Below are 22,962 nucleotides of genomic sequence, written 5' to 3' on the forward strand. Positions count from 1 at the left end.
CTATCTCCTTGGGTGGGTTGGGTCCAACCTGCTGCCGCCAAACCGGCAGTTTCCATCCGCGACGAGAGGGTTTAGACGTGGCGACCTTCACCCTGTGGGCGCTTGCCTGTCGGACCATGAAGTGGCGGATGTCGTCAGTTTCATCCGGGGCAGTTGGGGTAATAAAGGGGGGGGCAACAAGTGCCGCTCAAGTTGCGGATTTACGTAAAAAGTCGGCTGATAGAAACTGAGCAAGATAAAGTCTTGCTGGCCCAACTTATATAAGCGGTTTATATAAATTGGGCGGTTCTAGTTTGTTTGAGCGATTGGTTTAATTCTCTTTACGCTGGCAGGTCTTTGCAAAGGCGTTGGCCATGGTCAGGAAAATCGACTTGTCCTCATCGTCGAAGTCGCCGTCATTGTCCAGATCCGTTGGAGACGATGTCGTGTCGTAGTGGCCGTCTTTCTTGGATGAAGAGGCGTACATGGCGTAAGAAAGATCCCCGTTGGTTAAACGTTCGAGTAAGATTTCCGGGCTGTTATCTTTTTCAAAGTCTTCACACGTCAAACGTAGTTCGTCCTGAGACATATTAAGTTCCTTTTGGGTTTTGCTAAGTTGGGGCAAGATCATAGTTGCAGGATGAAAATTTAATCCATGACTAAAATGTGGCGATTTATGTCCTGAAAGTTGATATGTAATACACCGTGTTTTCAGATGTAAGTCGATTACCTCGCAACTTCCCGCCCAACGGCGCTGGCGGGAAACGTCGGGTTCGAATACTGTATGTAAACACAGTATTGAGGCCTGTCCATGAGTTCTTCTCTGCCGCCCCGTGGCCGGGGCACGGCGACCAACCTGCACAATCGTTTCGCGCCCACCGTCAGCGTGGCCGAGGACGACGGCTGGTATCAGGAAGTGCCGCCGACCCAGGGCACCGAAGTGCGTATCGAAACGGCCAAGACCATCATCACGCGCAACAACTCGCCGGACTTGCCGTTCGATCGCTCGATCAATCCTTATCGCGGGTGTGAGCATGGCTGTATCTACTGCTATGCGCGGCCCAGCCATGCCTATTGGGACCTGTCGCCGGGGCTGGATTTCGAAACCAAACTGATCGCCAAGACCAACGCCGCCGACGTGCTGGAGCAGCAGCTGTCCAAGCCCGGCTACGTGTGTGCGCCGATCAACCTGGGGTCCAACACCGATCCGTACCAGCCGATCGAGCGCGAGTACACGATCACCCGGCAAACCCTCGAAGTGCTGCTGCGCTATCGGCACCCGGTGACCATCATCACCAAGGGCTCGCTGATCCTGCGCGATCTCGACCTGCTCACCGAACTGGCGCGCCAGCGGCTGGTGGCGGTGATGATCAGCCTCACCAGCCTCGACGACGAGCTAAAGCGCATCCTGGAGCCACGCACTGCTGCGCCCAAGGCGCGGTTGCGGGCGATCCGGGTGATGCGCGAGGCCGGCATCCCGGTGGGGGTGCTGTGCTCGCCGATGATCCCGATGATCAACGACAGCGAACTGGAGAGCCTGCTCACCGAAGCCCATGCGGCCGGTGCGCAAAGTGCGGCGTACATGATGCTGCGCCTACCGCTGGAGGTGGCGCCGCTGTTCGAGGAGTGGCTGGCCGCGCATTACCCGCAGCGCGCCGCCCATGTGATGAGCCTGGTGCGTCAGGTGCGCGGCGGGGAGGTGTATGACAGCCGCTTCGGCGTGCGCATGCGCGGAGAAGGGCCGTTTGCCGATCTGCTGGCGCAGCGTTTCAGCAAGGCGATCAAACGCCTGGGGCTCGACCGTCGGGAAGGTTTCAATCTGGATTGCACGGCGTTCTGCCCACCGGGCAGGCAGATGGCGTTGTTGTAGACTACAGGGCAAACACGCGCTGTGATTGTGGCGATAGTCGCGTTTTGATATCACTGAAGCCCGCGATCTAGAGCGGTTGATTCAGTTTGAGTTAAGTTTCGACGGCTACCTTGTTCAGCGAGTGACTGACGAGTCGGAACCCGGCTTTGTGGCGTTCCAAAACTATCCCATCGGCCCGGCGTCGAATTGACCTGAACCCTCCCCTGCATTAATCAAGAGGATGCATCATGAGTGACAAGGATAAACAGCCGTTGGCTGCGTCGGCTTCAGCCGCTCAAGTGGCGGAGTCCGCCGATGCAGCGCTAAAGCACATCGTTGACGGCTTTTTGCATTTCCATCACGACGTCTTCCCTCAGCAAGAAGAGCTCTTCAAGAAACTCGCCACGGCCCAGAACCCGCGAGCGATGTTCATTACCTGCGCCGACTCGCGCATCGTGCCCGAGCTGATTACCCAGAGCTCGCCCGGCGACCTGTTCGTGACCCGTAACGTCGGCAACGTGGTGCCACCCTACGGGCAGATGAACGGCGGCGTTTCCACCGCCATCGAGTACGCGGTCCTTGCCCTGGGCGTGCAGCACATCATCGTGTGCGGGCACTCCGACTGCGGCGCGATGCGTGCGGTGCTCAACCCGGCGAGCCTGGAGAAGATGCCGACGGTCAAAGCCTGGCTGCGTCACGCCGAAGTCGCCAAGACCATGGTTCACGATAACTGCGATTGCGCCAATGAAGGCGAGAGCATGAAGATGCTGACCGAAGAAAACGTCATCGCCCAGTTGCAGCATTTGCGCACCCACCCTTCCGTGGCCTCGCGCATGGCCAATGGTCATTTGTATATCCATGGCTGGATCTACGACATCGAGACCAGTGAAATCCGCGCCTACGATGCGGAAAAGGCGGCGTTTCGACCGCTGAACGGCACCGAGCCGATCCCCTCCGCGACGCCTAAAGCGCGCTTCTAACACACTTCCCTGCCGGGTAACGCGGTGGCTGCCATGGACGCAGCCAGGCTTTACCGTGCCCGGCGAATGCCTCGGGAGAGTCATCATGCGTGCTGCTCAATTAAAAGCTGTATTGCCTCGGGAGCTGCTGGCTTCCGTGGTGGTGTTTCTGGTCGCCCTGCCGTTGTGCATGGGGATCGCGATCGCGTCCGGCATGCCGCCGTCCAAGGGCCTGATCACCGGGATTATCGGTGGCCTGGTGGTGGGCTGGATGGCAGGTTCGCCACTGCAAGTCAGCGGGCCGGCGGCGGGTTTGGCGGTATTGGTGTTTGAGCTGGTGCGCCAGCACGGCATGCTGATGCTCGGGCCGATCCTGCTGCTGGCCGGCTTCCTGCAACTGGTGGCCGGACGTTTGCGTCTGGGTTGCTGGTTCCGTGTCACGGCGCCCGCGGTGGTCTACGGCATGCTGGCGGGGATCGGTGTGCTGATTGTGCTGTCGCAGGTCCATGTGATGCTCGACGGTGCGCCCAAGCCATCAGGGCTGGATAACCTGGCGAACTTCCCGGCCGCGCTGGCAGAGGCGATTCCTACGCTGGGCGGCGGCCTTGGTTGGCAGGCCGGTTTGCTGGGTTTGTCGACCATGCTCGTGATGTACCTGTGGGATAAGTTCCGCCCGCAACCGCTGCGGTTCGTGCCGGGCGCCTTGTTGGGGGTGGGCCTGGCAACGGTAACCAGCCTGGTGCTCGCGTTGCAGGTCAAGCGCGTGGAGGTTCCGGAAAACCTCGCTGACGCCATCGATTGGCTGCGTCCCAGCGACCTGCTGAACCTGGCCGACCCTCAATTGTTGATCGCCGCGTTCGCCGTGGCGTTTATCGCCAGTGCCGAAACCCTGCTTTCCGCCGCAGCGGTCGACCGTATGCACAGTGGTCAGCGTTCCGATTTCGATAAGGAATTGTCTGCGCAAGGCGTGGGCAACATGCTCTGCGGCCTGGTCGGCGCCTTGCCGATGACCGGCGTGATCGTGCGCAGCTCGGCCAACGTGCAAGCCGGGGCCACCACGCGCTTGTCGGCGATGTTCCACGGCGTGTGGCTGCTGGGGTTCGTGCTGCTGCTGTCGAGCGTGCTGCAGAGCATTCCGGTGGCGAGTTTGGCGGGCGTGCTGGTGTACACCGGGATCAAGCTGGTGGACGTCAAGGCGTTCCGGGCGTTGGGCCGCTACGGGCGGATGCCGATGTTTACCTACGCGGCCACGGCGCTGGCGATCGTCTTTACCGACCTGCTGACCGGCGTGCTGGTGGGCTTCGGGCTGACGTTGCTGAAACTGGCGTTCAAGGCTTCGCGCCTGAAAATCAGTCTGGTCGATTTGCCCCAGATCGGCGAAATGGAACTGCGTTTGAGCGGTGCGGCGACCTTTCTGAAGGTGCCGGCGTTAACCCAGGTGCTGTCGACGGTGCCTGCGGGAACCACCGTGCATGTACCGCTGAGTAACTTGAGTTACATCGACCACTCTTGCCTGGAGTTGCTGGAGGAGTGGGGCCGGGCCAATGCGGCCAAGGGCGCGAAGCTGGTGATCGAGGCGCGGGGGTTGAAGCGTCGGCTGGAAGGACGGGTGCGGACGACGACGGGGATCGGTTCGGCGCCGTTTACCAGCTGACGGAACCGGATCAAAAATGTGGGAGGGGGCAAGCCCCCTCCCACATTTGTTTAGCGTCAGGCCGACTGGTCCAGCTCCAGCCCAACGCCCAGCTTGCGTGACAGGCACGGCCAGCGCTTCCACGCCGCTTCCGTGGCCACGCTTTTGAGCTGCTCGCGATACGCCTCGACCGATTCCAGCGCAAAGTTGTCTTCGTTGAGCATTTCATCCACCGCATGGTGGACGGCTTCGTCCAACTGGTTGGCAAATTTTTCACCAATCAGTTGATGGGCAATCAGGTTGGCCACGGTCGTATCCGCCGGAATCAACGGTTGGCCGAAATGCTTGATATACAGGTCATTGACCTCTTCGACCAAGCGATGGGCCAGGTAGGCCTCGTCCAGCAGGCCGTCGAGGCCGATATGGCCTGTCAGAATCGCAGGCGGTTGCAGGAAAAATTGCTCGGCAATCTTCAGTACCGGCTTGACCTGGCTTTCGATGCCGGCCTCGCGGGCTACGTCGTTGGCGGCGTCCAGCAGGTCCGGGACGAGGTCGACGTAGGCAGTGACAAAGCGTGTCATGACGATGTTGCGATCCCCCTCCGCCAGGCTGATGGCCGGGTGCAGGTGCGGTAATTGTTTCTCGAGTTGCTGGGCCAGTTGGCCAGTGCTGGCTTCGTGTTGATGGGCAAGGGAAATCTGCTCGCGCAATGCGGCGGTGTTCATGAAAGCTCCAGTGAAACAGGCGTAGGAAAAGGGAAAGGACAAGGTAGTTCGTTTATACAAGCGTCTAAGACGCATTTGTCATAATTATTTCATGGTTATGCACCGCGGTTATATCGAATTGCCATCGTTCGTCGGATAAACAATTCCGTCCCCGATTTTATGGGCTCCGTCCGTCTGTTTTAGCTCATTTGCCCCGACACATTGCGGGGTTGCAGGTGCTGTCTATACTCGGTTTTGTACGCGATTAGCTGATGACGCCAGACTGCATAAGCAGGTGAGGCTAAGCGGTTGTAAGCAGTATGGAAGCCGCTCCCTTCGACGCAGGTGCACACCGGCGGGATAACAAGAACGATAAGGGGAACCCGCAATGACGCGACATCCACATGTTTGGATGGGCCTCCTGTTGTGGTCAGTATTCGGTCAGGCGCACGCCGCCTGGACAACGAATATGGCGCCAGGGGCGACAGAAGTCAGTCACGCTGTGTTCGACCTGCACATGACCATTTTCTGGATCTGTGTAGTGATCGGCATTGTCGTATTTGGCGCGATGTTCTGGTCGATGATCCTTCACCGCCGGTCTACGGGCCAGGTGGCAGCCAAGTTCCACGAAAGCACCACCGTGGAAATCCTCTGGACCGTAGTGCCCTTGCTGATCCTGGTGGCGATGGCCATTCCGGCGACCAAGACCCTGATCAACATCTACGACAGCACGGAATCGGACATAGATATCCAGATCACCGGCTATCAGTGGAAGTGGCATTACAAATACCTCGGCCAGGATGTGGAGTTCTTCAGCAACCTGGCCACGCCCGCCGAGCAGATCCACAACCAGGCTACCAAGGGCGAACACTACCTGCTGGAAGTCGACCAGCCGCTGGTGCTGCCGGTGGGCGCCAAGGTGCGTTTTTTGGTGACCGCTGCGGACGTGATCCACTCGTGGTGGGTGCCGGCCTTTGCGGTCAAGCGCGATGCCATCCCCGGTTTCATCAACGAGGCCTGGACCCGTGTCGAGAAGCCCGGCATCTACCGGGGCCAGTGCGCTGAGCTGTGCGGCAAGGACCACGGCTTCATGCCCATCGTGGTCGAGGTCAAGTCCAAGGCCGACTACGACACCTGGCTCGGCGAGCGCAAGGCCGAGGCCGCCAAGCTCAAGGAGCTGACCTCCAAAGAGTGGACGCGCGAAGAGCTGGTGGCCCGTGGCGACAAGGTCTACCACAGCGCCTGCGTGGCCTGTCACCAGGCCGAAGGCCAGGGCCTGCCGCCGATGTTCCCGGCACTCAAAGGCTCGCCGATCGCCACCGGAAGCAAGGAAGACCACCTGCACCGCGTCTACTTCGGCAAGCCCGGCACCGCCATGGCCGCCTTCGGCAAGCAACTCTCGGAAGTGGATATCGCCGCAGTGGTGACCTACGAGCGCAACGCCTGGGGCAACAACAAAGGCGACATGGTCACGCCCAAAGACGTGCTGGCTCTGAAACAGGCGCAAAGCAAATGACAACCTTCATTGCCTGCGCCCTGAACCGCCCCGCCCACTCGTTTGCAGGAGAACGGCCATGAGCGCTGTGATCGATGACCATGGCCACGCCAGTGACCATGCCCACGGCCCCGCCAAGGGTTTGATGCGCTGGGTGCTGACCACCAACCACAAAGACATCGGCACGATGTACCTGTGGTTTGCCTTCACCATGTTCCTGCTCGGCGGTTCGTTCGCCATGGTGATCCGCGCCGAGCTGTTCCAGCCCGGCCTGCAGATCGTCGAGCCGGCGTTCTTCAACCAGATGACCACCATGCACGGCTTGATCATGGTGTTCGGCGCGGTGATGCCGGCGTTCGTCGGCCTGGCCAACTGGATGATCCCGCTGATGATCGGCGCGCCGGACATGGCCCTGCCGCGTATGAACAACTTCAGCTTCTGGCTGCTGCCGGCGGCGTTCCTGCTGCTGGTCTCGACCCTGTTCACTCCGGGCGGCGGGCCGAATTTCGGCTGGACCTTCTACGCCCCGCTCTCCACCACCTACGCCCCGGAAAGCGTGACCTTCTTCATCTTCGCCATCCACCTGATGGGCATCAGTTCGATCATGGGCGCGATCAACGTGGTCGCCACCATCCTCAACCTGCGCGCACCGGGCATGACCCTGATGAAAATGCCGCTGTTCGTATGGACCTGGCTGATCACCGCCTTCCTGCTGATCGCGGTGATGCCGGTGCTGGCCGGTTGCGTGACCATGATGTTGATGGACATCCACTTCGGCACCAGCTTCTTCAGTGCGGCCGGCGGCGGTGACCCGGTGTTGTTCCAGCATGTGTTCTGGTTCTTCGGCCATCCCGAGGTGTACATCATGATCCTGCCGGCCTTCGGCGCCGTCAGCTCGATCATCCCGACCTTTTCGCGCAAGCCGCTGTTTGGCTACACCTCGATGGTCTACGCCACGGCGAGCATCGCGTTCCTGTCATTCATCGTGTGGGCGCACCACATGTTCGTGGTCGGCATTCCGCTGGTGGGCGAGTTGTTCTTCATGTACGCCACCCTGCTGATCGCCGTCCCGACGGGGGTGAAGGTGTTCAACTGGGTCAGCACCATGTGGCAAGGCTCGCTGACGTTCGAGACGCCGATGCTGTTTGCGGTGGCGTTCGTGATCCTGTTCACCATCGGTGGTTTCTCCGGCTTGATGCTGGCCATCGCGCCGGCGGACTTCCAGTACCACGACACCTACTTCGTGGTGGCGCACTTCCATTACGTACTGGTGCCCGGCGCGATCTTCGGCATCTTCGCCTCGGCCTACTACTGGCTGCCGAAATGGACCGGCCACATGTACGACGAAACCCTGGGCAAGCTGCACTTCTGGCTGTCTTTCGTGGGCATGAACATGGCGTTCTTCCCGATGCACTTCGTCGGGCTGGCCGGCATGCCGCGCCGGGTGCCGGATTACAACCTGCAGTTCGCCGACTTCAACATGGTCTCGTCCATCGGTGCCTTCATGTTCGGCGCCACGCAGATCTTCTTTCTGTTTATCGTGATCAAGTGCATCCGTGGCGGCCCGCTGGCGCCGGCCAAGCCGTGGGACGGCGCCGAAGGCCTGGAGTGGAGCGTGCCCTCGCCCGCGCCGTATCACACCTTCACCACGCCGCCGGAGGTCAAATGAACCGGTTTGCACAAATCTCCTGTGGGAGGGCGCTTGCTCCCGATAGCGGTGTGTCAGTCGACACCTTCATTGGCTGTAAGGCCGAGCCCCCTCCCACACCGTCGGGTGATCGCCATGGCTGACTCCGTGCCACTCAAGCGCCTGGTCACCCGCCTGCTGATCCTGGTGTTGGCGATGTTCGCCTTCGGCTTTGCCCTCGTGCCGATCTACGACGTGATGTGCAAGGCGTTCGGCATCAACGGCAAGACGGCCGGGCAATATGAAGGCGAGCAGATCGTCGATCCTTCGCGCCAGGTGCGGGTGCAGTTCCTGTCCACCAATGCCATCGACATGGTCTGGGAGTTCCATTCCAAGGCCGATGAGATCGTGGTCAACCCCGGCGCGGTCAACGAAATGCTCTTCGTGGCCTACAACCCCAGCGACAAGCCGATGACTGCCCAGGCGATCCCGAGCATTTCCCCGGCCGAAGCGGCGATGTACTTCCACAAGACCGAGTGCTTTTGCTTCACCCAGCAAGTGCTGCAACCCGGTGAGCGCATCGAAATGCCGGTGCGCTTCATTGTCGATCGCGACATGCCCAAGGATGTGAAGCATTTGACCCTGGCGTACACGCTGTTTGATATCACCGCGCGCCAACCGCCCGTGGCTGTCCATAGCGGCGGCTAGCTACTGTTTGCCCGCTCAATCAGGAGAGCGAATACATGTCGACTCATGATACGTACTACGTACCGGCGCAAAGCAAATGGCCGATAATTGCAACGGTTGGCCTGCTGGTCACCGTGTATGGCCTGGCTGTGTGGTTCAACGACCTGAAGGCTGCGCGCCCGGAATCCCACGGGCCGTGGATCTTTTTCGTCGGCGGCTTGCTGCTGGCCTACATGCTGTTCGGTTGGTTCGGCGCGGTGATCAAGGAAAGCCGCGCAGGGTTGTACAGCGCGCAGATGGACCGCTCGTTTCGCTGGGGCATGACCTGGTTCATCTTTTCCGAAGTGATGTTCTTTATCGCGTTCTTCGGCGCGCTGTTTTATGTGCGGCATATGTCGGCGCCGTGGTTGGCGGGCGAAGGCTCCAAAGGCATCGCGCATATGCTGTGGCCGAGTTTCGAGTTTGCCTGGCCGCTGCTCAACAACCCTGATCCCAAGCTGTTTCCCGCGCCCGAAGGCACTATCAGCCCATGGGGCCTGCCGCTGGTCAACACCATCCTGCTGGTGAGTTCCAGCGTGACCATCACCATCGCCCACCATGCCCTGCGCAAAGGCCATCGTGGCGCGCTGAAAATCTGGCTGGCGCTCACGGTGCTGCTGGGCCTGGGCTTTCTCGGGTTCCAGGCCGAGGAATACATCCACGCTTACAAAGAGCTGGGCCTGACCCTGGGCTCCGGCGTGTACGGCGCGACCTTCTTCATGCTCACGGGTTTTCACGGGGCTCACGTAACCATCGGCACCATCATTCTGTTCGTGATGCTGATGCGCATCCTGCGCGGGCACTTCAATGCCGAGCATCAATTCGGTTTCGAAGCCGCCAGTTGGTATTGGCACTTTGTGGATGTGGTCTGGATCGGCCTGTTTTTCTTCGTGTATGTGCTGTGAGGCGCGCTACCAAGGCGCATGCGACACCAACTGGCCGCTGAAAAAGCCCCAGGCGATCAGTGCCACGGTGAGCACGGCCAGTACGACACGCACGGTCAAGGCCGTGACGAGGCGGTTGGAGTGGCCCTCGTCCTTGACCAAAAAGAACAAGCCGCTGAACAGGCTTGCGACGGTCGCGATCAGCATCAGGGCAATGGCGGCTTTGAGCATGGTCTGGCTCCAGGGCTTATAGGGGAGGGGCGATGAAATTCAGTATAGCCAGTGCTATCCAGCGCTTTCGCCCCGGTATCGCGCCGACGTTGGTGGTGCTCGTGTTGCTGCCGCTGATGGTGGGCTTGGGCTTCTGGCAACTGTCACGCGGCCATGAAAAACAGCTGATGGTGGACAGCTATGCCGAGCGCCGTGCCGCTGAGCCGGTGGGCAGTGCGCAACTCGGCGACATGGCTGACCCGGCCTTCCGTCGCGTGCATCTGCGCGGCCAATTCGACGGCGAGCACAGCGTGTTGCTCGACAACCGCATGCGTAATGGCAAGGCTGGCGTCGAGCTGCTGCAACCGTTCCACGACCAGGCCAGCGGCCTGTGGCTGTTGCTCAATCGCGGCTGGTTGCCCTGGCCGGATCGGCGCGCGCCGCCCGTCTTCAGCACGCCGGAGCAGCCGGTGAATCTTGACGCCTGGGTGTACATCGCGCCCGGCGAAACCTTCCAGCTGCATGCCGACCTGGCGACCGCGCAATGGCCGCGCCTGCTCACCGCGCTGCATCCCGCCGCGTTGTGGGCCGAGTTGGGCCGCAGCGGTTTTGCCTACGAGCTGCGCGCCGAAGCTGGCCCCGGTACGTATGAAACCACCTGGCCCATCGTTGCCATGGGCCCGGAAAAACACCTGGCCTATGCGGTGCAATGGTTTGCCATGGCGCTGGCGCTGCTGAGCCTTTACCTCTACCTCGGATGGCACAACGCAAAGGAGAAGCACCATGGGAGCGGCCATGAATCCACTCAACATGTCTGATGCGCCAGCAACGCCCGACCGGCGCAAGGGTCGCTGGCAACTGATCCTGATCCTGCTGATGGTGATCGGCCCGATGGTGCTCGCCACGTTTATGTACAAGCTGCAGTTCTGGGTGCCGGACAGTCGCAGTTACCACGGTGAACTGATCGGTAACGGCCAGACCCGTGCCGACATCGGCGTGCAGGCCGACGAACAGCGCTGGCAGTTGCTGGTCACTGCGCCCCGCGCCTGCGCCGCCGAGTGCCAGCAATTGGTGTACCTGGCGCGGCAACTGCAGATCGGCCTCGGGCGCGATGCCTCCCGCGCCAGTCATGCCCTGGCCAGTGCGCTGCCGGTCGGCGCCGATTACGACGCCAAGCTCAAGGCCGAATACCCGCAATTGCAACGCTACCCGCTGGACCTGACGACCTTCGGCAAAGCCGCCGCCGCACCGGGCGAGGCGCAACTGTGGATCGTCGACCCCCACGGCAACCTGGTGCTGCGCTACGACACGACGGTCAAGGGCAAGGACTTGCTCAACGACCTGCGCCAACTGCTGAAACTGTCGAACATCGGATAAGGGCATCGTCATGGCCAAACCTGGATTTCGCCTCGCGCTGTTTGCCACCTTGCTGGCGCTGATCGTCGTGTTGCTCGGCGCCTACACGCGCCTGACCCACGCCGGCCTGGGTTGCCCGGACTGGCCGGGGTGCTACGGCTTTATCAGCGTGCCGCAAAGCGAAGCCCAACTGGCCCACGCCGAGCTGCATTTTCCGGACACGCCGGTGGAGGCCGACAAAGGCTGGAGCGAGATGGTCCATCGTTACTTTGCTGGCACCCTGGGCCTGCTGATCGTGCTGCTGGCGGCGCGCTCCTGGCGGCATCGGCGCGACCCCGGTCAGCCGGTGAAGTTGCCGCTGTTCCTGTTGGCGGTGGTGTTGGCCCAGGCGGCGTTCGGCATGTGGACGGTGACGCTCAAGCTCTGGCCGCAAGTGGTGACCGGGCATCTGTTGGGCGGCTTTGCGACCTTGAGCCTGTTGTTTCTGCTGACGCTGCGCCTGTCCGGCGTACTGCCTGCGTTGATCGTGCCCAAGCGCCTGCAATATTGGGCGACGGCGGGGTTGGTGCTGGTGATCGGGCAGATTGCGCTGGGCGGCTGGGTGAGTTCCAACTACGCGGCGGTGGCCTGTATCGACTTGCCCACCTGTCATGGCCAGTGGTGGCCGGCGGCGGACTTTGCCAATGGCTTCCACCTGACCCAGCACATCGGCCCCAATTACCTCGGCGGCCAGCTCGACAGCGATGCGCGCACGGCCATCCACCTGACCCACCGCGTCGGCGCGCTGCTGGTCACCCTGGTGTTGCTGGGCCTGGCCTGGCAACTGCGCGCCGTGGGCATGACCCGGCTCGCGGGGCTGCTGCTGATCGCCCTGGCGGCACAAATCTGCCTGGGCCTGAGCAACGTGTATTTCCATCTGCCATTACCCGTTGCGGTCGGTCACAACGCCGGTGGCGCAGCCTTGTTGCTGACCCTGGTACTGGTCAATTATCACGCCCGCACCAGCCTGGTCCGGGTGCGCCGCCAGTTGCCGTTCGGCTGGCGCTTCAGCCCGCGTAAACACGTATCGGGCCTCATCACCCTTAAAGGAGAGATGCCATGGCGACCTTGATCGGCGCGCGTCACGGCCAGGCGATCTGGCGTGATTACCTGGAGCTGACCAAGCCGAAAGTGGTGGTGCTGATGCTCATCACCTCGCTGGTGGGCATGTTCCTCGCCACCCGCGCCGGGGTGCCGTGGGCGGTGCTGACCTTCGGCAACCTGGGGATCGCCCTGTGTGCCGGTGGCGCGGCGGTGGTCAACCACGTCGTGGATCGGCGCATCGATACGCTGATGGCGCGCACGCAAAAGCGGCCGATCGCACAGGGGCGGGTGTCGCCCGTGGCGGCGCTGGCCTTTGCATTGTTTCTGGCTGTTGCAGGGTTGGCGCTGCTGCTGGCGTTCACCAACGCGCTGGCGGCGTGGCTGACGCTGGCCTCGTTACTCGGTTATGCGGTGATCTACACCGGTTTTCTCAAGCGTGCGACGCCGCAGAACATCGTCATCGGTGGCCTGGCCGGCGCGGCACCGCCGCTGTTGGGCTGGGTTGCGGTTACCGGGCATGTCAGCGCTGAGCCGTTGTTGCTGGTGCTGATCATCTTCGCCTGGACTCCGCCGCACTTCTGGGCCCTGGCCATTCACCGCAAGGAGGAATACGCCAAGGCCGATATTCCGATGCTGCCGGTCACCCATGGCGAGCACTACACCAAGGTGCATATCCTGCTCTACACCTGCGTCCTGCTGGCGGTGAGCCTGATGCCTTACGTCATCCATATGAGCGGCCTGCTGTACCTCGGATCTGCGCTGCTGCTGGGCGCACGCTTTCTGCAATGGGCCTGGGTGCTGTACCGTGGCGCTCAGCCGCACGCGGCGATCAACACCTTCAAGTACTCTATCTGGTACTTGTTCCTGCTGTTTATCGCCCTGCTCGTAGACCACTACTTACTGTTGAACCTATGACTCGAACTCAAAAAACTGTCTTCATTCTGGTGGCCATTGTCGCGTTGATCATGGGCCTGACCGTCAACAAAGTGCTCTCGGGCAAGGGCCAGGGCGACCCGACCGCCTTGATCGATGCCGGTATCATCCTGCTGCCGCAAAGCCGCCAATTGCCGCCAGTGACCATGACCAACCAGGACGGCCAGCCGGTGCTGGTCAACGAGTTGAAAGGCAAGTGGAGCCTGCTGTTCTTCGGCTACACCTTCTGCCCGGACATCTGCCCCACCACCCTTGCCCAACTGCGCCAGATCAAGAGCGAGTTGCCCAAAGAGGCTGTGGATAAGTTGCAGGTGATCCTGGTCAGCGTCGACCCGAACCGCGACACGCCGACTCAGCTCAAGCAATACCTGGGCTATTTCGACCCGCAATTCCAAGGCCTGACCGGCGCGAATGTGGACGATGTGCAGAAGGTGTCGAACGCGGTGAGCATCCCGTTCATTCCGGCGGACACGACCAAGCCGAACTACACGGTCGACCACAGCGGCAACCTTGCGCTGATCGGCCCGGATGGGACGCAGCGTGGGTTTATCCGTGCGCCGTTGAACAACCAGAAGCTGGTGGTGCAGTTGCCGGGGCTGTTGCAGCGTAAGTAACAGGCAACACAAAACACAGGTGGGAGGGGGCAAGCCCTCTCCCACATTTTTTGATCTGCGGTGTGTTGGGGAGCGAGTCGGATCAGAACGCCGGCTTGATCGCGCCTTTGTACTTCTCTTCGATGAACGTCTTCACTTCAGGCGTGTGCAGGGCTGCGACCAGCTTCTTCACGGCGTCCGAGTCTTTGTTGTCTTCGCGGGTCACCAGGATGTTCACGTAAGGCGAGTCGCTGCCTTCGATGACCAGGGCGTCCTTGGACGGGTCCAGCTTGGCTTCCAGCGCGTAGTTGGTGTTGATCAGCGCCAGGTCGACCTGGGTCAGCACGCGCGGCAAGGTGGCGGCTTCCAGTTCGCGGAACTTGAGTTTTTTCGGGTTGGCGGTGATGTCCTTGATGGTCGACAGGATGTTGGTCGGGTCCTTCAGGCTGATCAGGTCGTGCTTGGCCAGCAGCAACAGCGCACGGCCGCCGTTGGTGGCGTCGTTCGGGATCACGACGTTGGCGCCTTCAGGCAGGTCGGCCAGGGTCTTGTGTTTGCTGGAGTAAGCGCCCAGGGGTTCCAGGTGGACCGCGCCGACGCTCACCAGGTGCGTGCCCTTGGCTTTGTTGAACTCATCCAGGTACGGCTGGTGCTGGAAGAAGTTTGCGTCCAGGCGCTTTTCAGCCACTTGGACGTTGGGCTGCACGTAGTCGGTGAAGACTTTGACCTGCAAGTCCACGCCTTCTTTGGCGAGCGCAGGTTTAACGAACTCCAGAATTTCCGCGTGGGGTACCGGCGACGCGGCGACGGTAAGGGTCTCGGCGGCGTGGGCGGAAAACGCGGCAACGGCGGCGAAAGCAACCAGTAGTTTTTTCATTCAACAAGCTCCTTGTTCGGGTATCTATCGGCGTGTGGCCGGCAATAGCCGTTATTTTCGAGAAAAATGCACCACCAGCTTGTCGCCGACGGTTTGCAGAATTTGCACCAGGATCAACAGCATCACCACGGTGACCACCATCACATCGGTCTGGAAGCGCTGGTAGCCGAAACGGATCGCCAGGTCACCCAGGCCACCGGCACCGACGACACCGGCCATGGCCGTGTAGGACACCAGTGTAATAGCCGTCACCGTAATCGCCGCGAAAATGCCGGGGCGGGCCTCAGGCAATAACGCATGGGTGATGATCTGGCGCGTGCTGGCGCCCATGGACTGGGTGGCTTCGATGATGCCGCGGTCTACTTCACGCAGCGCGGTTTCCACCAGGCGCGCAAAGAACGGTGTTGCCCCTACGACCAGCGGCGGAATCGCCCCGGCCACACCCAGCGAGGTGCCGGTGATCAGCACGGTGAACGGGATCATCACGATCAACAGGATGATGAACGGCAGCGAGCGCAGGATGTTCACAATCAGCGACAGCAACGCGTACAGGCCTTTTTGCTCGAACAACTGGCGCGGGCTGCACAGAAACAGCAGCACGCCCAATGGCAAGCCGAGCAGTACGGTGAAGAACAGCGAACCGAACAGCATGGTCATGGTATCGCCGGTGGCGAGCCAGATTTCGGACCAGTCGATATTGGCGAAGAAACTCAACAGCACTTCCATTAGCGCAGCACCTCCATGTGGACGTCGGCGGCGGTGAAGCGGGCAAAGGCTGCTTCCATGTCGCCGCCGGTGACGGCGAGGGTCAGTTGCCCGTAGGGGGTGTCTTTGATGCGGTCGATACGCCCGGCGAGGATGCTGTAGTCCACCCCCGTTTCACGGGCGACGGTGCCCAGTAACGGCGCGTAGGTCGCTTCGCCCTGGAACGTCAGGCGCACGATGCGGCCCGGTACGTGGGCGAAGTCATCGCGCTGCTCGCTTTCGTCGACCTGATCGGCTTCCTGGACAAAGCGCTTGGTGGTCGGGTGCTTGGGGTGCAGGAACACATCGGCCACCGAGCCTTGCTCGACGATCATGCCGGCATCCATCACGGCCACCTGGTCGCATACGCGGCGGATCACGTCCATTTCGTGGGTGATCAGCACGATGGTGAGTTTCAACTCGCGGTTGATCTCGGCCAGCAGTTGCAGCACCGAGGCGGTGGTCTGCGGGTCGAGGGCGCTGGTGGCTTCGTCGCACAGCAGGATTTTCGGTTTGGTCGCCAGGGCGCGGGCAATGCCGACGCGCTGCTTCTGGCCGCCGGACAATTGCGCCGGGTACTTTTTGGCGTGGTCCGACAGACCGACACGCGCCAGCAGTTCGGCGACGCGCTGGTCGATGGCCTTGCGCGACAATTCGCCGGCCAGGGTCAGTGGCAGCGCCACGTTGTCGGCGACGGTCTTGGAGGCCAGCAGGTTGAAGTGCTGGAAAATCATCCCGACCTGCTGGCGGAAACGGCGCAGGCCGTTGGCATCCAGGGCCGTGACTTCTTCGCCATCGACGTTGATCTGGCCGCCGCTGGGTTGCTCGAGGCGATTGATCAGGCGCAGAAGGGTACTTTTCCCCGCGCCGGAGTGGCCAATCAGCCCAAACACCTGGCCGTTCTCGACGCGCAGGCTGGTGGGGTGCAGCGCGGGGATTTCCTTACCGGCGACGCGGTAGGTTTTATGGACGTTATGAAACTCGATCACGTAGCGAACCTTGTGGGGCGCATGGAAAAGGGATCAGCGGTTAGCCGGGCGCGCATTTTAGCCTGTCCGTATAGCGTTTCTTAGCATTTATTTCGCTTTCAACCAGCGATTTGGCAATAACGCGATCAAAGGTCATAAAAAAGGAACGGTGCAAATTCGTGTCAGTCACTACTTAAGCAACTCGATTTCCCAGGTGCCGTGCCTGGGGTTTGCTCAAACGAGCCGGGGACCGCTCTGGCCACTTTGAATAAGGAGTTTTGTCTGATGAGTACCAAGAAGCCAGCCACCCCGCCGAAGAGTGAACTTGCCGGCACCGATACCCTGGACCGTGGCAACACCAACGCCAAGCTGCAGGCCCTGGAAGCGTTCCGTTCCGACGCGACTGGGCAGGCCCTGCGTACCAACCAAGGCGTGAAGATTTCCGACAACCAGAACACCTTGAGAGTCGGTGCCCGTGGCCCCTCGCTGCTGGAAGACTTCATCATGCGTGAAAAAATCACGCACTTTGACCATGAACGTATCCCGGAGCGCATCGTGCATGCGCGTGGTACGGGCGCTCACGGCTATTTCCAGACCTATGAGAACCATTCGGCACTGACCAAGGCCGGTTTCCTGCGCAACCCAGGGCATAAGACCCCGGTGTTCGTGCGTTTCTCCACCGTGCAGGGCCCGCGTGGTTCGGGCGATACAGTGCGTGACGTGCGCGGTTTTGCGGTTAAGTTCTTCACTGACGAAGGCAACTTCGACCTGGTGGGCAACAACGTGCCGGTATTTTTCATTCAGGACGCGATCAAGTTTCCCGACTTTGTGCATGCGGTAAAGCCCGAGCCGCACAACGAAACTCCTACTGGTGGCTCGGCCCACGATACGTTCTGGGATTTTGTCTCACTGCAGCCGGAATCGGCGCACACGGTGATCTGGGCCATGTCTGACCGGGCCATTCCGAAAAGCCTGCGCAGCATGCAGGGCTTCGGCGTACATACCTTTCGCCTGGTGAATGCAGAGGGGCAGTCCAACTTCGTCAAATTCCACTGGCGCCCTACGGTCGGCACCTGCTCGCTGGTGTGGGACGAAGCGCAAAAGCTCGCAGGTAAAGATGCCGACTACCACCGCCGCGACCTGTGGGAGTCAATTGAAGGTGGCGATTACCCCGAATGGGAATTGGGTGTGCAGGTGATTCCTGAGGCGAAGGAGCACGCGTTCGACTTCGACATCCTCGACCCCACCAAACTGATTCCCGAGGAGGTGGTGCCGATTACCCCATTGGGCAAGATGGTGCTGAACCGCAACCCGGATAACTTCTTCGCTGAAGTCGAGCAGGTCGCGTTCTGCCCGGGGCATATCGTGCCGGGGATCGACTTCTCCAATGACCCGTTGCTGCAAGGCCGGTTGTTTTCCTACACCGACACACAGATCAGCCGACTGGGTGGCCCGAACTTTCATCAGTTGCCGATCAACCAGCCGGTGACGCCTTTGCATAACAACCAGCGCGATGCCATGCACCGCAGCACCCTCGATAAAGGGCGCGCGTCTTACGAGCCGAACTCGATTGATGGCGGCTGGCCGAAGGAAACCCCGCCAGCGGCGCAGGATGGCGGGTTTGAGTCCTATCCGGAGCGCGTCGACGCGCACAAGATTCGCCAGCGCAGTGAGTCGTTCGGCGATCACTTTTCCCAGGCGCGCCTGTTTTTCCGCAGCATGAGCTTGCATGAGCAAGAACACATCATCGCGGCCTACAGCTTTGAACTGGGCAAGGTGGAGCGTGAGTACATCCGTGTGCGTCAGGTTAACGAGATTCTCGCCAACATTGACCTGGAACTGGCCAAGCGCGTGGCGCAAAACCTCGGGCTGCCGGTGCCGACCGAAGGCACGGTGCCAGAGCGCAAAACCCAACCGGAGCGCTCTCCCGCGCTGAGCCAGGCGAATTTACTGTCCGGCGATATCAAGACGCGCAGAGTGGCGATTCTGGCGGCGAACGGTGTGGATGGCGTGGCGATTGCCGCGTTGAAGAAGGCGCTGGAGGCCGAGGGGGCACACGCCAAGTTACTGGGGCCGACCTCGGCGCCGGTCACCACGCTCGATGGCAAGAGTCTGCCGGTGGATGCCTCGATGGAGGGCCTGCCGTCGATTGCGTTCGACGCGGTGTTCGTACCCGGCGGTAAGGCGTCGATCAAGGCGTTGAGTGGGGATGGCGTGGCGTTGCACTACCTGCTGGAGGCCTACAAGCACTTGAAGGCGATTGCCGTGGCCAGTGACGCGCAGCCCTTGCTCGACCTGCTCAAGCTCGAGGCGGATGCGGGGTTGATCGTGGGGGCGGATGCCAAGGCGTTCAAGGCGTTCTTTAAAGCGATTGCCCAGCATCGGGTCTGGGAGCGTGAGCTGAAGGCCAAGGCGGTTCCGGCTTAAGTCATCTGCTGTTGGTTAGATCGCCATCGGGGGCAAGTCGAATCGTCGCACCGCCCCTCCCACACTTTGAATGTATTCACCGTTCAAAATGTGGGAGGGGGCTTGCCCCCGATGGCGTTACTCAGCCCTGCGCGGAATCAGCACAACCTGCGCCGGAATAGTCTTCAGAATCTGCCGGTGAATCTTCAGGTCGTACCCCGCATCAATGCGCTTGACCCGTTTGCTCAGCAAGGTCGCCAGCCATGGGTAATCCTGGGTGCGCGGTGCCTGGATGGTCACATCGCACTGGTAATTCACCACGTCGGTGGCGATGGCATCCAGCTGATGGCGCAGTTCTTCGATGTCGGTGAGGTTCAGCGCCACGGTGGTGCTTTGCGCAGCCGGGTCGATGACCTTGGCGACGGGTTTGGTTTCGGCGGCCTTGAGGGCGGCCTCGGCTTTGTCCAGCTCGGCTTTGCGCGCATGGGTGATGGCGCTGTTGACTCCACCGGTCAGCGCCGGAGCCTTGGGCATCAATGCACGGGCGCGGCTGAGGGCGGTAGCGGCGGCGTTGACATCACCTTTTTGCAACACGATTTGACTGCGTTGCAGGTAGGCTTCGGCCAGTTGGCGTTGGTAAGCCTCGAGCGCCGGATCGTTGGGCGACTGGGCTTGCAGCGCGGTCAGTTGGTCTTCGGCGGTGGCCAGCTCGCTGCTGGCCAGGTTTTGCTCCAACTGTGCGATGGCGACAGCGCGTGCGTCCTGGGCCTCGGGGGCGGCGGGCGGGGTACTTTGACAGGCGCCCAGCAGCAGGGAAAATGCGGCAAGGAGCAGATAACGGGAGGTGAACGGCTTCATTCCTGCGACTCTCTATTTGCGCAAAAAGCGAGCAAGTCTACACCCCTCGACGAGGCAGGACAAAACTCAGCAGAAACAGGGCGGCCGCCGTGACCACAATCGACGGCCCTGCCGGCGTGTCCTTGAACCAGGACAGCGCCAGGCCCCCACACACGGCCAGCATCCCCAGCACGCTGGCGCCGATCGCCATCTGCTCCGGCGAACGGGCGTGGCGCTGGGCAGCGGCTGCGGGAATGATCAGCAGTGACGTGATCAACAATACGCCGACAATCTTCATCGCGACAGCGATCACCACGGCGATCAACAACATCAAGGTCATGCGCAGGGCGGGCACGGGCAAGCCTTCCACCGTGGCCAGTTCTTCATGCACGGTGATCGCCAGCAGCGGGCGCCACAGCGTCACCAGCAGCACCAGCACGGCGGCGCTGCCGCCGAGAATCCACGCAAGGTCCGTGGGGCTGATCGCCAGCAGGTCGCCGAACAGGTAAGCCATCAGGTCGATGCGTACTTCATGCATAAAGCTCAGCACCACCAAGCCCAGGGACAGGGTGCTGGGCGCCAGGATGCCCAGTAGCGTGTCGGAGGCCAGCGGCTGGCGCTGTTGCAGGGTCACCAGCAGCACCGCCAGCAGCAGGCAGCCGACCGTCACGGCGATGGCCGGGCTTACATCCAGCAGGAAGCCCAGGGCCACGCCCAGCAGTGCGGCGTGGGACAAGGTGTCGCCGAAATAGGCCATGCGCCGCCAGACCACGAACGAGCCCAGTGGGCCCGCCACCAGCGCCAGAGCCAAGCCTGCCAGCAGGGCGTAGAGCAGAAAATCAGCCATGCTTGCAGCTATCTCCATGAACGTGAGTGTGGGGCGTAGCGGGATCATCGACCACGGCGCCATGCAGGTCATGGGCGTGGTCGTGATGGTGGTGATAAATCGCCAGGCTCTGCGCGTTCTTGCCGAACAGCTCGACGAACGCCGGGTCGCCGCTGACTTGCTCCGGGTGGCCGGAGCAGCACACGTGGCGGTTGAGGCACACCACCTGGTCGGTGGTGCTCATCACCAGGTGCAGGTCGTGGGAGACCATCAGCACGCCGCAGCCAAGGCGGTCGCGCAGGCGGGTGATCAAGCTGTACAGCTCGGCCTGGCCGGCGACGTCGACCCCCTGCACCGGTTCGTCGAGCACCAGCAGTTCCGGCTCGCGCAACAGGGCGCGGGCCAGCAATACGCGCTGCATTTCACCGCCGGAGATGCTTTGCACTGGGCTGTCGATGACCTGTTCGGCACCGACTTCCTTGAGCGCGGCTTGCGCGCGGGCGCGGTCCACACCTGGCACCAGGCGCAGGAAGCGCAGCACGGACAAGGGCAGCGTCGGGTCCACGAAGAGTTTTTGCGGCATATAGCCGACACGCAGTTTGGGCTTGCGCCACACACTGCCGGTGTCGGGCTTGAGCAAGCCGAGCACGGCGCGCACCAGGGTGGTCTTGCCAGCGCCATTGGGGCCGATCAGGGTGACGATCTGCCCCGGTTCGACGCTCAACTGGATGTTATCCAGCACGTTTTGCCCGGCGAACGTGACCCCGACCTGCTCCAGGCGGATTAACGCGTTGCTCATCAAGCCCCCTGGCAACCGGCGCAGAGCCCGACGACTTCGACGGTTTGCCCTTCAACCTTGAAGCCGACGTCGGCGGCGCTCTGGATGATGGCGTCGCTGATGCTTTTTTGCTCAAGCTCGATGGCGGCGTGGCACGTGCGGCAGATCAGGAACTGGCCTTGGTGCGCGTGTTCCGGGTGGTTGCAGCCGACGAAGGCATTGAGCGAAGCGATGCGGTGGACCAGGCCGTTGTCCAGCAGGAAATCCAGCGCGCGGTACACGGTAGGCGGTGCGGCGCGGCGACCGTCCTGTTCGCTGAGCACGCCGAGAATGTCGTAGGCGCCCAGCGGTTTGTGGCTCTGCCAGACCAGTTCCAGCACGCGCCGGCGCAGGGCGGTCAGGCGCAGCCCCTGCCGTGTGCACAGGGTGTCGGCCTCCGACAGCGCGGTATGCACGCAGTGAGAGTGGTCGTGGGGACGGCTGGCGAGCGGTGTTATAGGCATGAGCGGCGGCAGATATTTGATAGAGACGTTATTATGTTACCCGTTCCTACGCCATTGAGTGGTCATCGTGTCCCGACTTTTTCCCGTTTTTGTCGTATTTGTCGCCAGTTTGCTCACCGCGGGTGCCGCTCAGGCGCAGGTCAAGGTGCTGACCAGCATCAAGCCGCTGCAGTTGATTGCCGCCGCTGTGCAGGACGGGGTGGCGGTTCCCGAGGTGTTGTTGCCACCGGGTGCGTCGCCGCATAACTATGCGTTGCGCCCATCCGACGTGCGGCGTGTGCAGTCGGTGGATCTGTTGTATTGGATCGGACCGGACATGGAAGGCTTCCTGCCGCGCGTCCTCAAGGGGCGTAGCCTGCCGACGGTGGCCGTGCAGGATCTTCCGGGCATGAAACTCCGCCGTTTCGCCGAAGATAGCCATTCCCATGCCGACGATGCCGACGAACATGACCACGATCATCGCCCAGGCAGTCTGGATGCGCATTTGTGGTTGTCGACGCTCAACGCTCGGGTGATTGCCACACGCATGGGCGCCGACCTCAGCGCCGCAGACCCGGCCAATGCCGAGCGTTACCAGCACAACGTGAAGGCGTTCCTGGGCCGACTGGATGCATTGGACGCACGCCTGAAAGCGCGGATGGCTGGCATCCAGGACAAACCCTACTTTGTGTTTCACGAAGCTTTTGATTACTTCGAAGACGCCTACGGCCTCAAGCACGCCGGTGTGTTCAGCGTGGCCGCCGAAGTGCAGCCCGGCGCCCAGCATGTGGCGGCGATGCGCACGCGCTTGCAGGAAGTCGGCAAGACGTGTGTGTTCAGTGAACCGCCGCTGCGTCCGCGCCTGGCAGAAACGCTGGTCGCCGGTTTGCCGGTGAAATTGGCGGAGCTGGATGCGCTGGGCGGGTACACCCCGGCGACGGCCCAGGGTTACGAGCAGGTGCTGGACAAGCTGGGCAATGACTTGGCGGGGTGCCTGGAGTCGCTCTGAAAGA

General features: G+C 61.6%; 24 protein-coding genes. 14 read left to right on the plus strand and 10 right to left on the minus strand.

The window, feature by feature from the left end:
- Positions 1-310: 310 nt before the first annotated feature.
- A complete protein-coding gene (locus tag U5A08_RS00265) occupies positions 311-568 on the minus strand; it encodes a hypothetical protein (RefSeq protein WP_253400274.1) in 258 nt (85 codons plus the stop codon).
- Positions 569-790: 222 nt separating this feature from the next.
- Here U5A08_RS00265 and U5A08_RS00270 point away from each other — a divergent pair, with 222 nt between their 5' ends.
- The 3 genes from U5A08_RS00270 to U5A08_RS00280 all read left to right on the plus strand — a co-directional run bounded on the left by U5A08_RS00270 (position 791) and on the right by U5A08_RS00280 (position 4,441).
- A complete protein-coding gene (locus U5A08_RS00270; protein ID WP_321849731.1) occupies positions 791-1,849 on the plus strand; it encodes a PA0069 family radical SAM protein in 1,059 nt (352 codons plus the stop codon).
- Between the two features lie 227 nt (positions 1,850-2,076).
- Complete coding sequence (locus tag U5A08_RS00275) at positions 2,077-2,808, plus strand: carbonic anhydrase (protein WP_247400246.1); 732 nt, start codon at positions 2,077-2,079, stop codon at positions 2,806-2,808.
- An 85-nt stretch (positions 2,809-2,893) separates the two neighbouring features.
- Positions 2,894-4,441, plus strand: coding sequence for a SulP family inorganic anion transporter (locus tag U5A08_RS00280; protein WP_321849734.1), 1,548 nt, complete (start codon positions 2,894-2,896; stop codon positions 4,439-4,441).
- 56 nt (positions 4,442-4,497) lie between these two features.
- Here U5A08_RS00280 and U5A08_RS00285 read toward each other — a convergent pair whose 3' ends face one another.
- Positions 4,498-5,145 (minus strand): hypothetical protein, encoded by a 648-nt coding sequence (locus tag U5A08_RS00285; protein ID WP_321849736.1) that lies wholly within the window; start codon positions 5,143-5,145, stop codon positions 4,498-4,500.
- 367 nt (positions 5,146-5,512) lie between these two features.
- On the opposite strand from U5A08_RS00285, the gene coxB reads away from it, so the two are divergent.
- From coxB to U5A08_RS00305, 4 genes are all read left to right on the plus strand, one after another.
- Complete coding sequence (coxB, locus tag U5A08_RS00290; protein ID WP_253400278.1) at positions 5,513-6,640, plus strand: cytochrome c oxidase subunit II; 1,128 nt, start codon at positions 5,513-5,515, stop codon at positions 6,638-6,640.
- 58 nt (positions 6,641-6,698) lie between these two features.
- Positions 6,699-8,288, plus strand: coding sequence for a cytochrome c oxidase subunit I (gene ctaD, locus U5A08_RS00295; protein ID WP_253400279.1), 1,590 nt, complete (start codon positions 6,699-6,701; stop codon positions 8,286-8,288).
- Between the two features lie 114 nt (positions 8,289-8,402).
- Positions 8,403-8,954 (plus strand): cytochrome c oxidase assembly protein, encoded by a 552-nt coding sequence (locus U5A08_RS00300; RefSeq protein WP_026140285.1) that lies wholly within the window; start codon positions 8,403-8,405, stop codon positions 8,952-8,954.
- Positions 8,955-8,989: 35 nt separating this feature from the next.
- Positions 8,990-9,877, plus strand: a complete 888-nt coding sequence (locus U5A08_RS00305) for a cytochrome c oxidase subunit 3 (protein ID WP_253400280.1) — start codon at positions 8,990-8,992, stop codon at positions 9,875-9,877.
- Positions 9,878-9,883: 6 nt separating this feature from the next.
- Here U5A08_RS00305 and U5A08_RS00310 read toward each other — a convergent pair whose 3' ends face one another.
- Complete coding sequence (locus tag U5A08_RS00310; RefSeq protein ID WP_321849738.1) at positions 9,884-10,087, minus strand: twin transmembrane helix small protein; 204 nt, start codon at positions 10,085-10,087, stop codon at positions 9,884-9,886.
- Between the two features lie 32 nt (positions 10,088-10,119).
- On the opposite strand from U5A08_RS00310, the gene U5A08_RS00315 reads away from it, so the two are divergent.
- Genes U5A08_RS00315 through U5A08_RS00335 form a run of 5 tightly spaced genes read left to right on the plus strand, consistent with a single transcriptional unit; the run spans position 10,120 to position 14,052 of the window.
- Positions 10,120-10,884 (plus strand): SURF1 family protein, encoded by a 765-nt coding sequence (locus tag U5A08_RS00315; RefSeq protein WP_253400281.1) that lies wholly within the window; start codon positions 10,120-10,122, stop codon positions 10,882-10,884.
- Positions 10,850-11,443, plus strand: a complete 594-nt coding sequence (locus U5A08_RS00320) for a PA_0111/PP_0108 family redox-active disulfide protein (protein WP_253400282.1) — start codon at positions 10,850-10,852, stop codon at positions 11,441-11,443. Before U5A08_RS00315 ends, U5A08_RS00320 begins: the two co-directional genes overlap by 35 nt.
- 10 nt (positions 11,444-11,453) lie before the next feature.
- A complete protein-coding gene (locus U5A08_RS00325; protein ID WP_253400283.1) occupies positions 11,454-12,533 on the plus strand; it encodes a COX15/CtaA family protein in 1,080 nt (359 codons plus the stop codon).
- Positions 12,521-13,420 (plus strand): heme o synthase, encoded by a 900-nt coding sequence (cyoE, locus tag U5A08_RS00330; RefSeq protein ID WP_321849741.1) that lies wholly within the window; start codon positions 12,521-12,523, stop codon positions 13,418-13,420. Before U5A08_RS00325 ends, cyoE begins: the two co-directional genes overlap by 13 nt.
- Positions 13,417-14,052: an SCO family protein gene (locus U5A08_RS00335; protein ID WP_253400285.1), complete on the plus strand. Its 636-nt coding sequence runs from the start codon at positions 13,417-13,419 to the stop codon at positions 14,050-14,052. Before cyoE ends, U5A08_RS00335 begins: the two co-directional genes overlap by 4 nt.
- Positions 14,053-14,134: 82 nt before the next feature.
- Here the strand turns inward: U5A08_RS00335 and U5A08_RS00340 are convergent, their stop codons facing one another.
- From U5A08_RS00340 to U5A08_RS00350, 3 genes are read right to left on the minus strand one after another with little or no spacing between them, the layout of a single operon-like run.
- Complete coding sequence (locus tag U5A08_RS00340; protein ID WP_321849742.1) at positions 14,135-14,908, minus strand: MetQ/NlpA family ABC transporter substrate-binding protein; 774 nt, start codon at positions 14,906-14,908, stop codon at positions 14,135-14,137.
- A 51-nt stretch (positions 14,909-14,959) separates the two neighbouring features.
- Positions 14,960-15,634 (minus strand): methionine ABC transporter permease, encoded by a 675-nt coding sequence (locus tag U5A08_RS00345; protein ID WP_247399170.1) that lies wholly within the window; start codon positions 15,632-15,634, stop codon positions 14,960-14,962.
- The gene (locus tag U5A08_RS00350) at positions 15,634-16,641 is read right to left on the minus strand and encodes a methionine ABC transporter ATP-binding protein (RefSeq protein WP_253400287.1); all 1,008 of its coding nucleotides are present in this window, start codon (positions 16,639-16,641) and stop codon (positions 15,634-15,636) included. Before U5A08_RS00350 ends, U5A08_RS00345 begins: the two co-directional genes overlap by 1 nt.
- 243 nt (positions 16,642-16,884) lie before the next feature.
- Between U5A08_RS00350 and katE the strand changes: the two genes are divergently transcribed.
- Positions 16,885-19,047 carry a catalase HPII gene (gene katE / locus U5A08_RS00355; protein WP_321849746.1) on the plus strand — a complete coding sequence of 721 codons (2,163 nt, stop codon included), beginning with the start codon at positions 16,885-16,887 and terminating at the stop codon, positions 19,045-19,047.
- Between the two features lie 117 nt (positions 19,048-19,164).
- Here katE and U5A08_RS00360 read toward each other — a convergent pair whose 3' ends face one another.
- The 4 genes from U5A08_RS00360 to zur are packed head-to-tail and all read right to left on the minus strand — an operon-like array spanning position 19,165 to position 21,970.
- Complete coding sequence (locus tag U5A08_RS00360) at positions 19,165-19,884, minus strand: PA5502 family lipoprotein (RefSeq protein WP_321849748.1); 720 nt, start codon at positions 19,882-19,884, stop codon at positions 19,165-19,167.
- 37 nt (positions 19,885-19,921) lie between these two features.
- Positions 19,922-20,710: a zinc ABC transporter permease subunit ZnuB gene (znuB, locus tag U5A08_RS00365; RefSeq protein WP_017849020.1), complete on the minus strand. Its 789-nt coding sequence runs from the start codon at positions 20,708-20,710 to the stop codon at positions 19,922-19,924.
- Positions 20,703-21,488 carry a zinc ABC transporter ATP-binding protein ZnuC gene (gene znuC / locus U5A08_RS00370; protein ID WP_253400290.1) on the minus strand — a complete coding sequence of 262 codons (786 nt, stop codon included), beginning with the start codon at positions 21,486-21,488 and terminating at the stop codon, positions 20,703-20,705. Before znuC ends, znuB begins: the two co-directional genes overlap by 8 nt.
- Positions 21,488-21,970: a zinc uptake transcriptional repressor Zur gene (gene zur / locus U5A08_RS00375; protein ID WP_373423786.1), complete on the minus strand. Its 483-nt coding sequence runs from the start codon at positions 21,968-21,970 to the stop codon at positions 21,488-21,490. Before zur ends, znuC begins: the two co-directional genes overlap by 1 nt.
- A 58-nt stretch (positions 21,971-22,028) precedes the next feature.
- Between zur and U5A08_RS00380 the strand changes: the two genes are divergently transcribed.
- Positions 22,029-22,958 carry a zinc ABC transporter substrate-binding protein gene (locus U5A08_RS00380; RefSeq protein ID WP_321849750.1) on the plus strand — a complete coding sequence of 310 codons (930 nt, stop codon included), beginning with the start codon at positions 22,029-22,031 and terminating at the stop codon, positions 22,956-22,958.
- The last annotated feature ends 4 nt before the right edge of the window (positions 22,959-22,962 follow it).

Source organism: Pseudomonas paraveronii, from assembly GCF_963681955.1.
GTDB lineage: Bacteria > Pseudomonadota > Gammaproteobacteria > Pseudomonadales > Pseudomonadaceae > Aquipseudomonas > Aquipseudomonas paraveronii.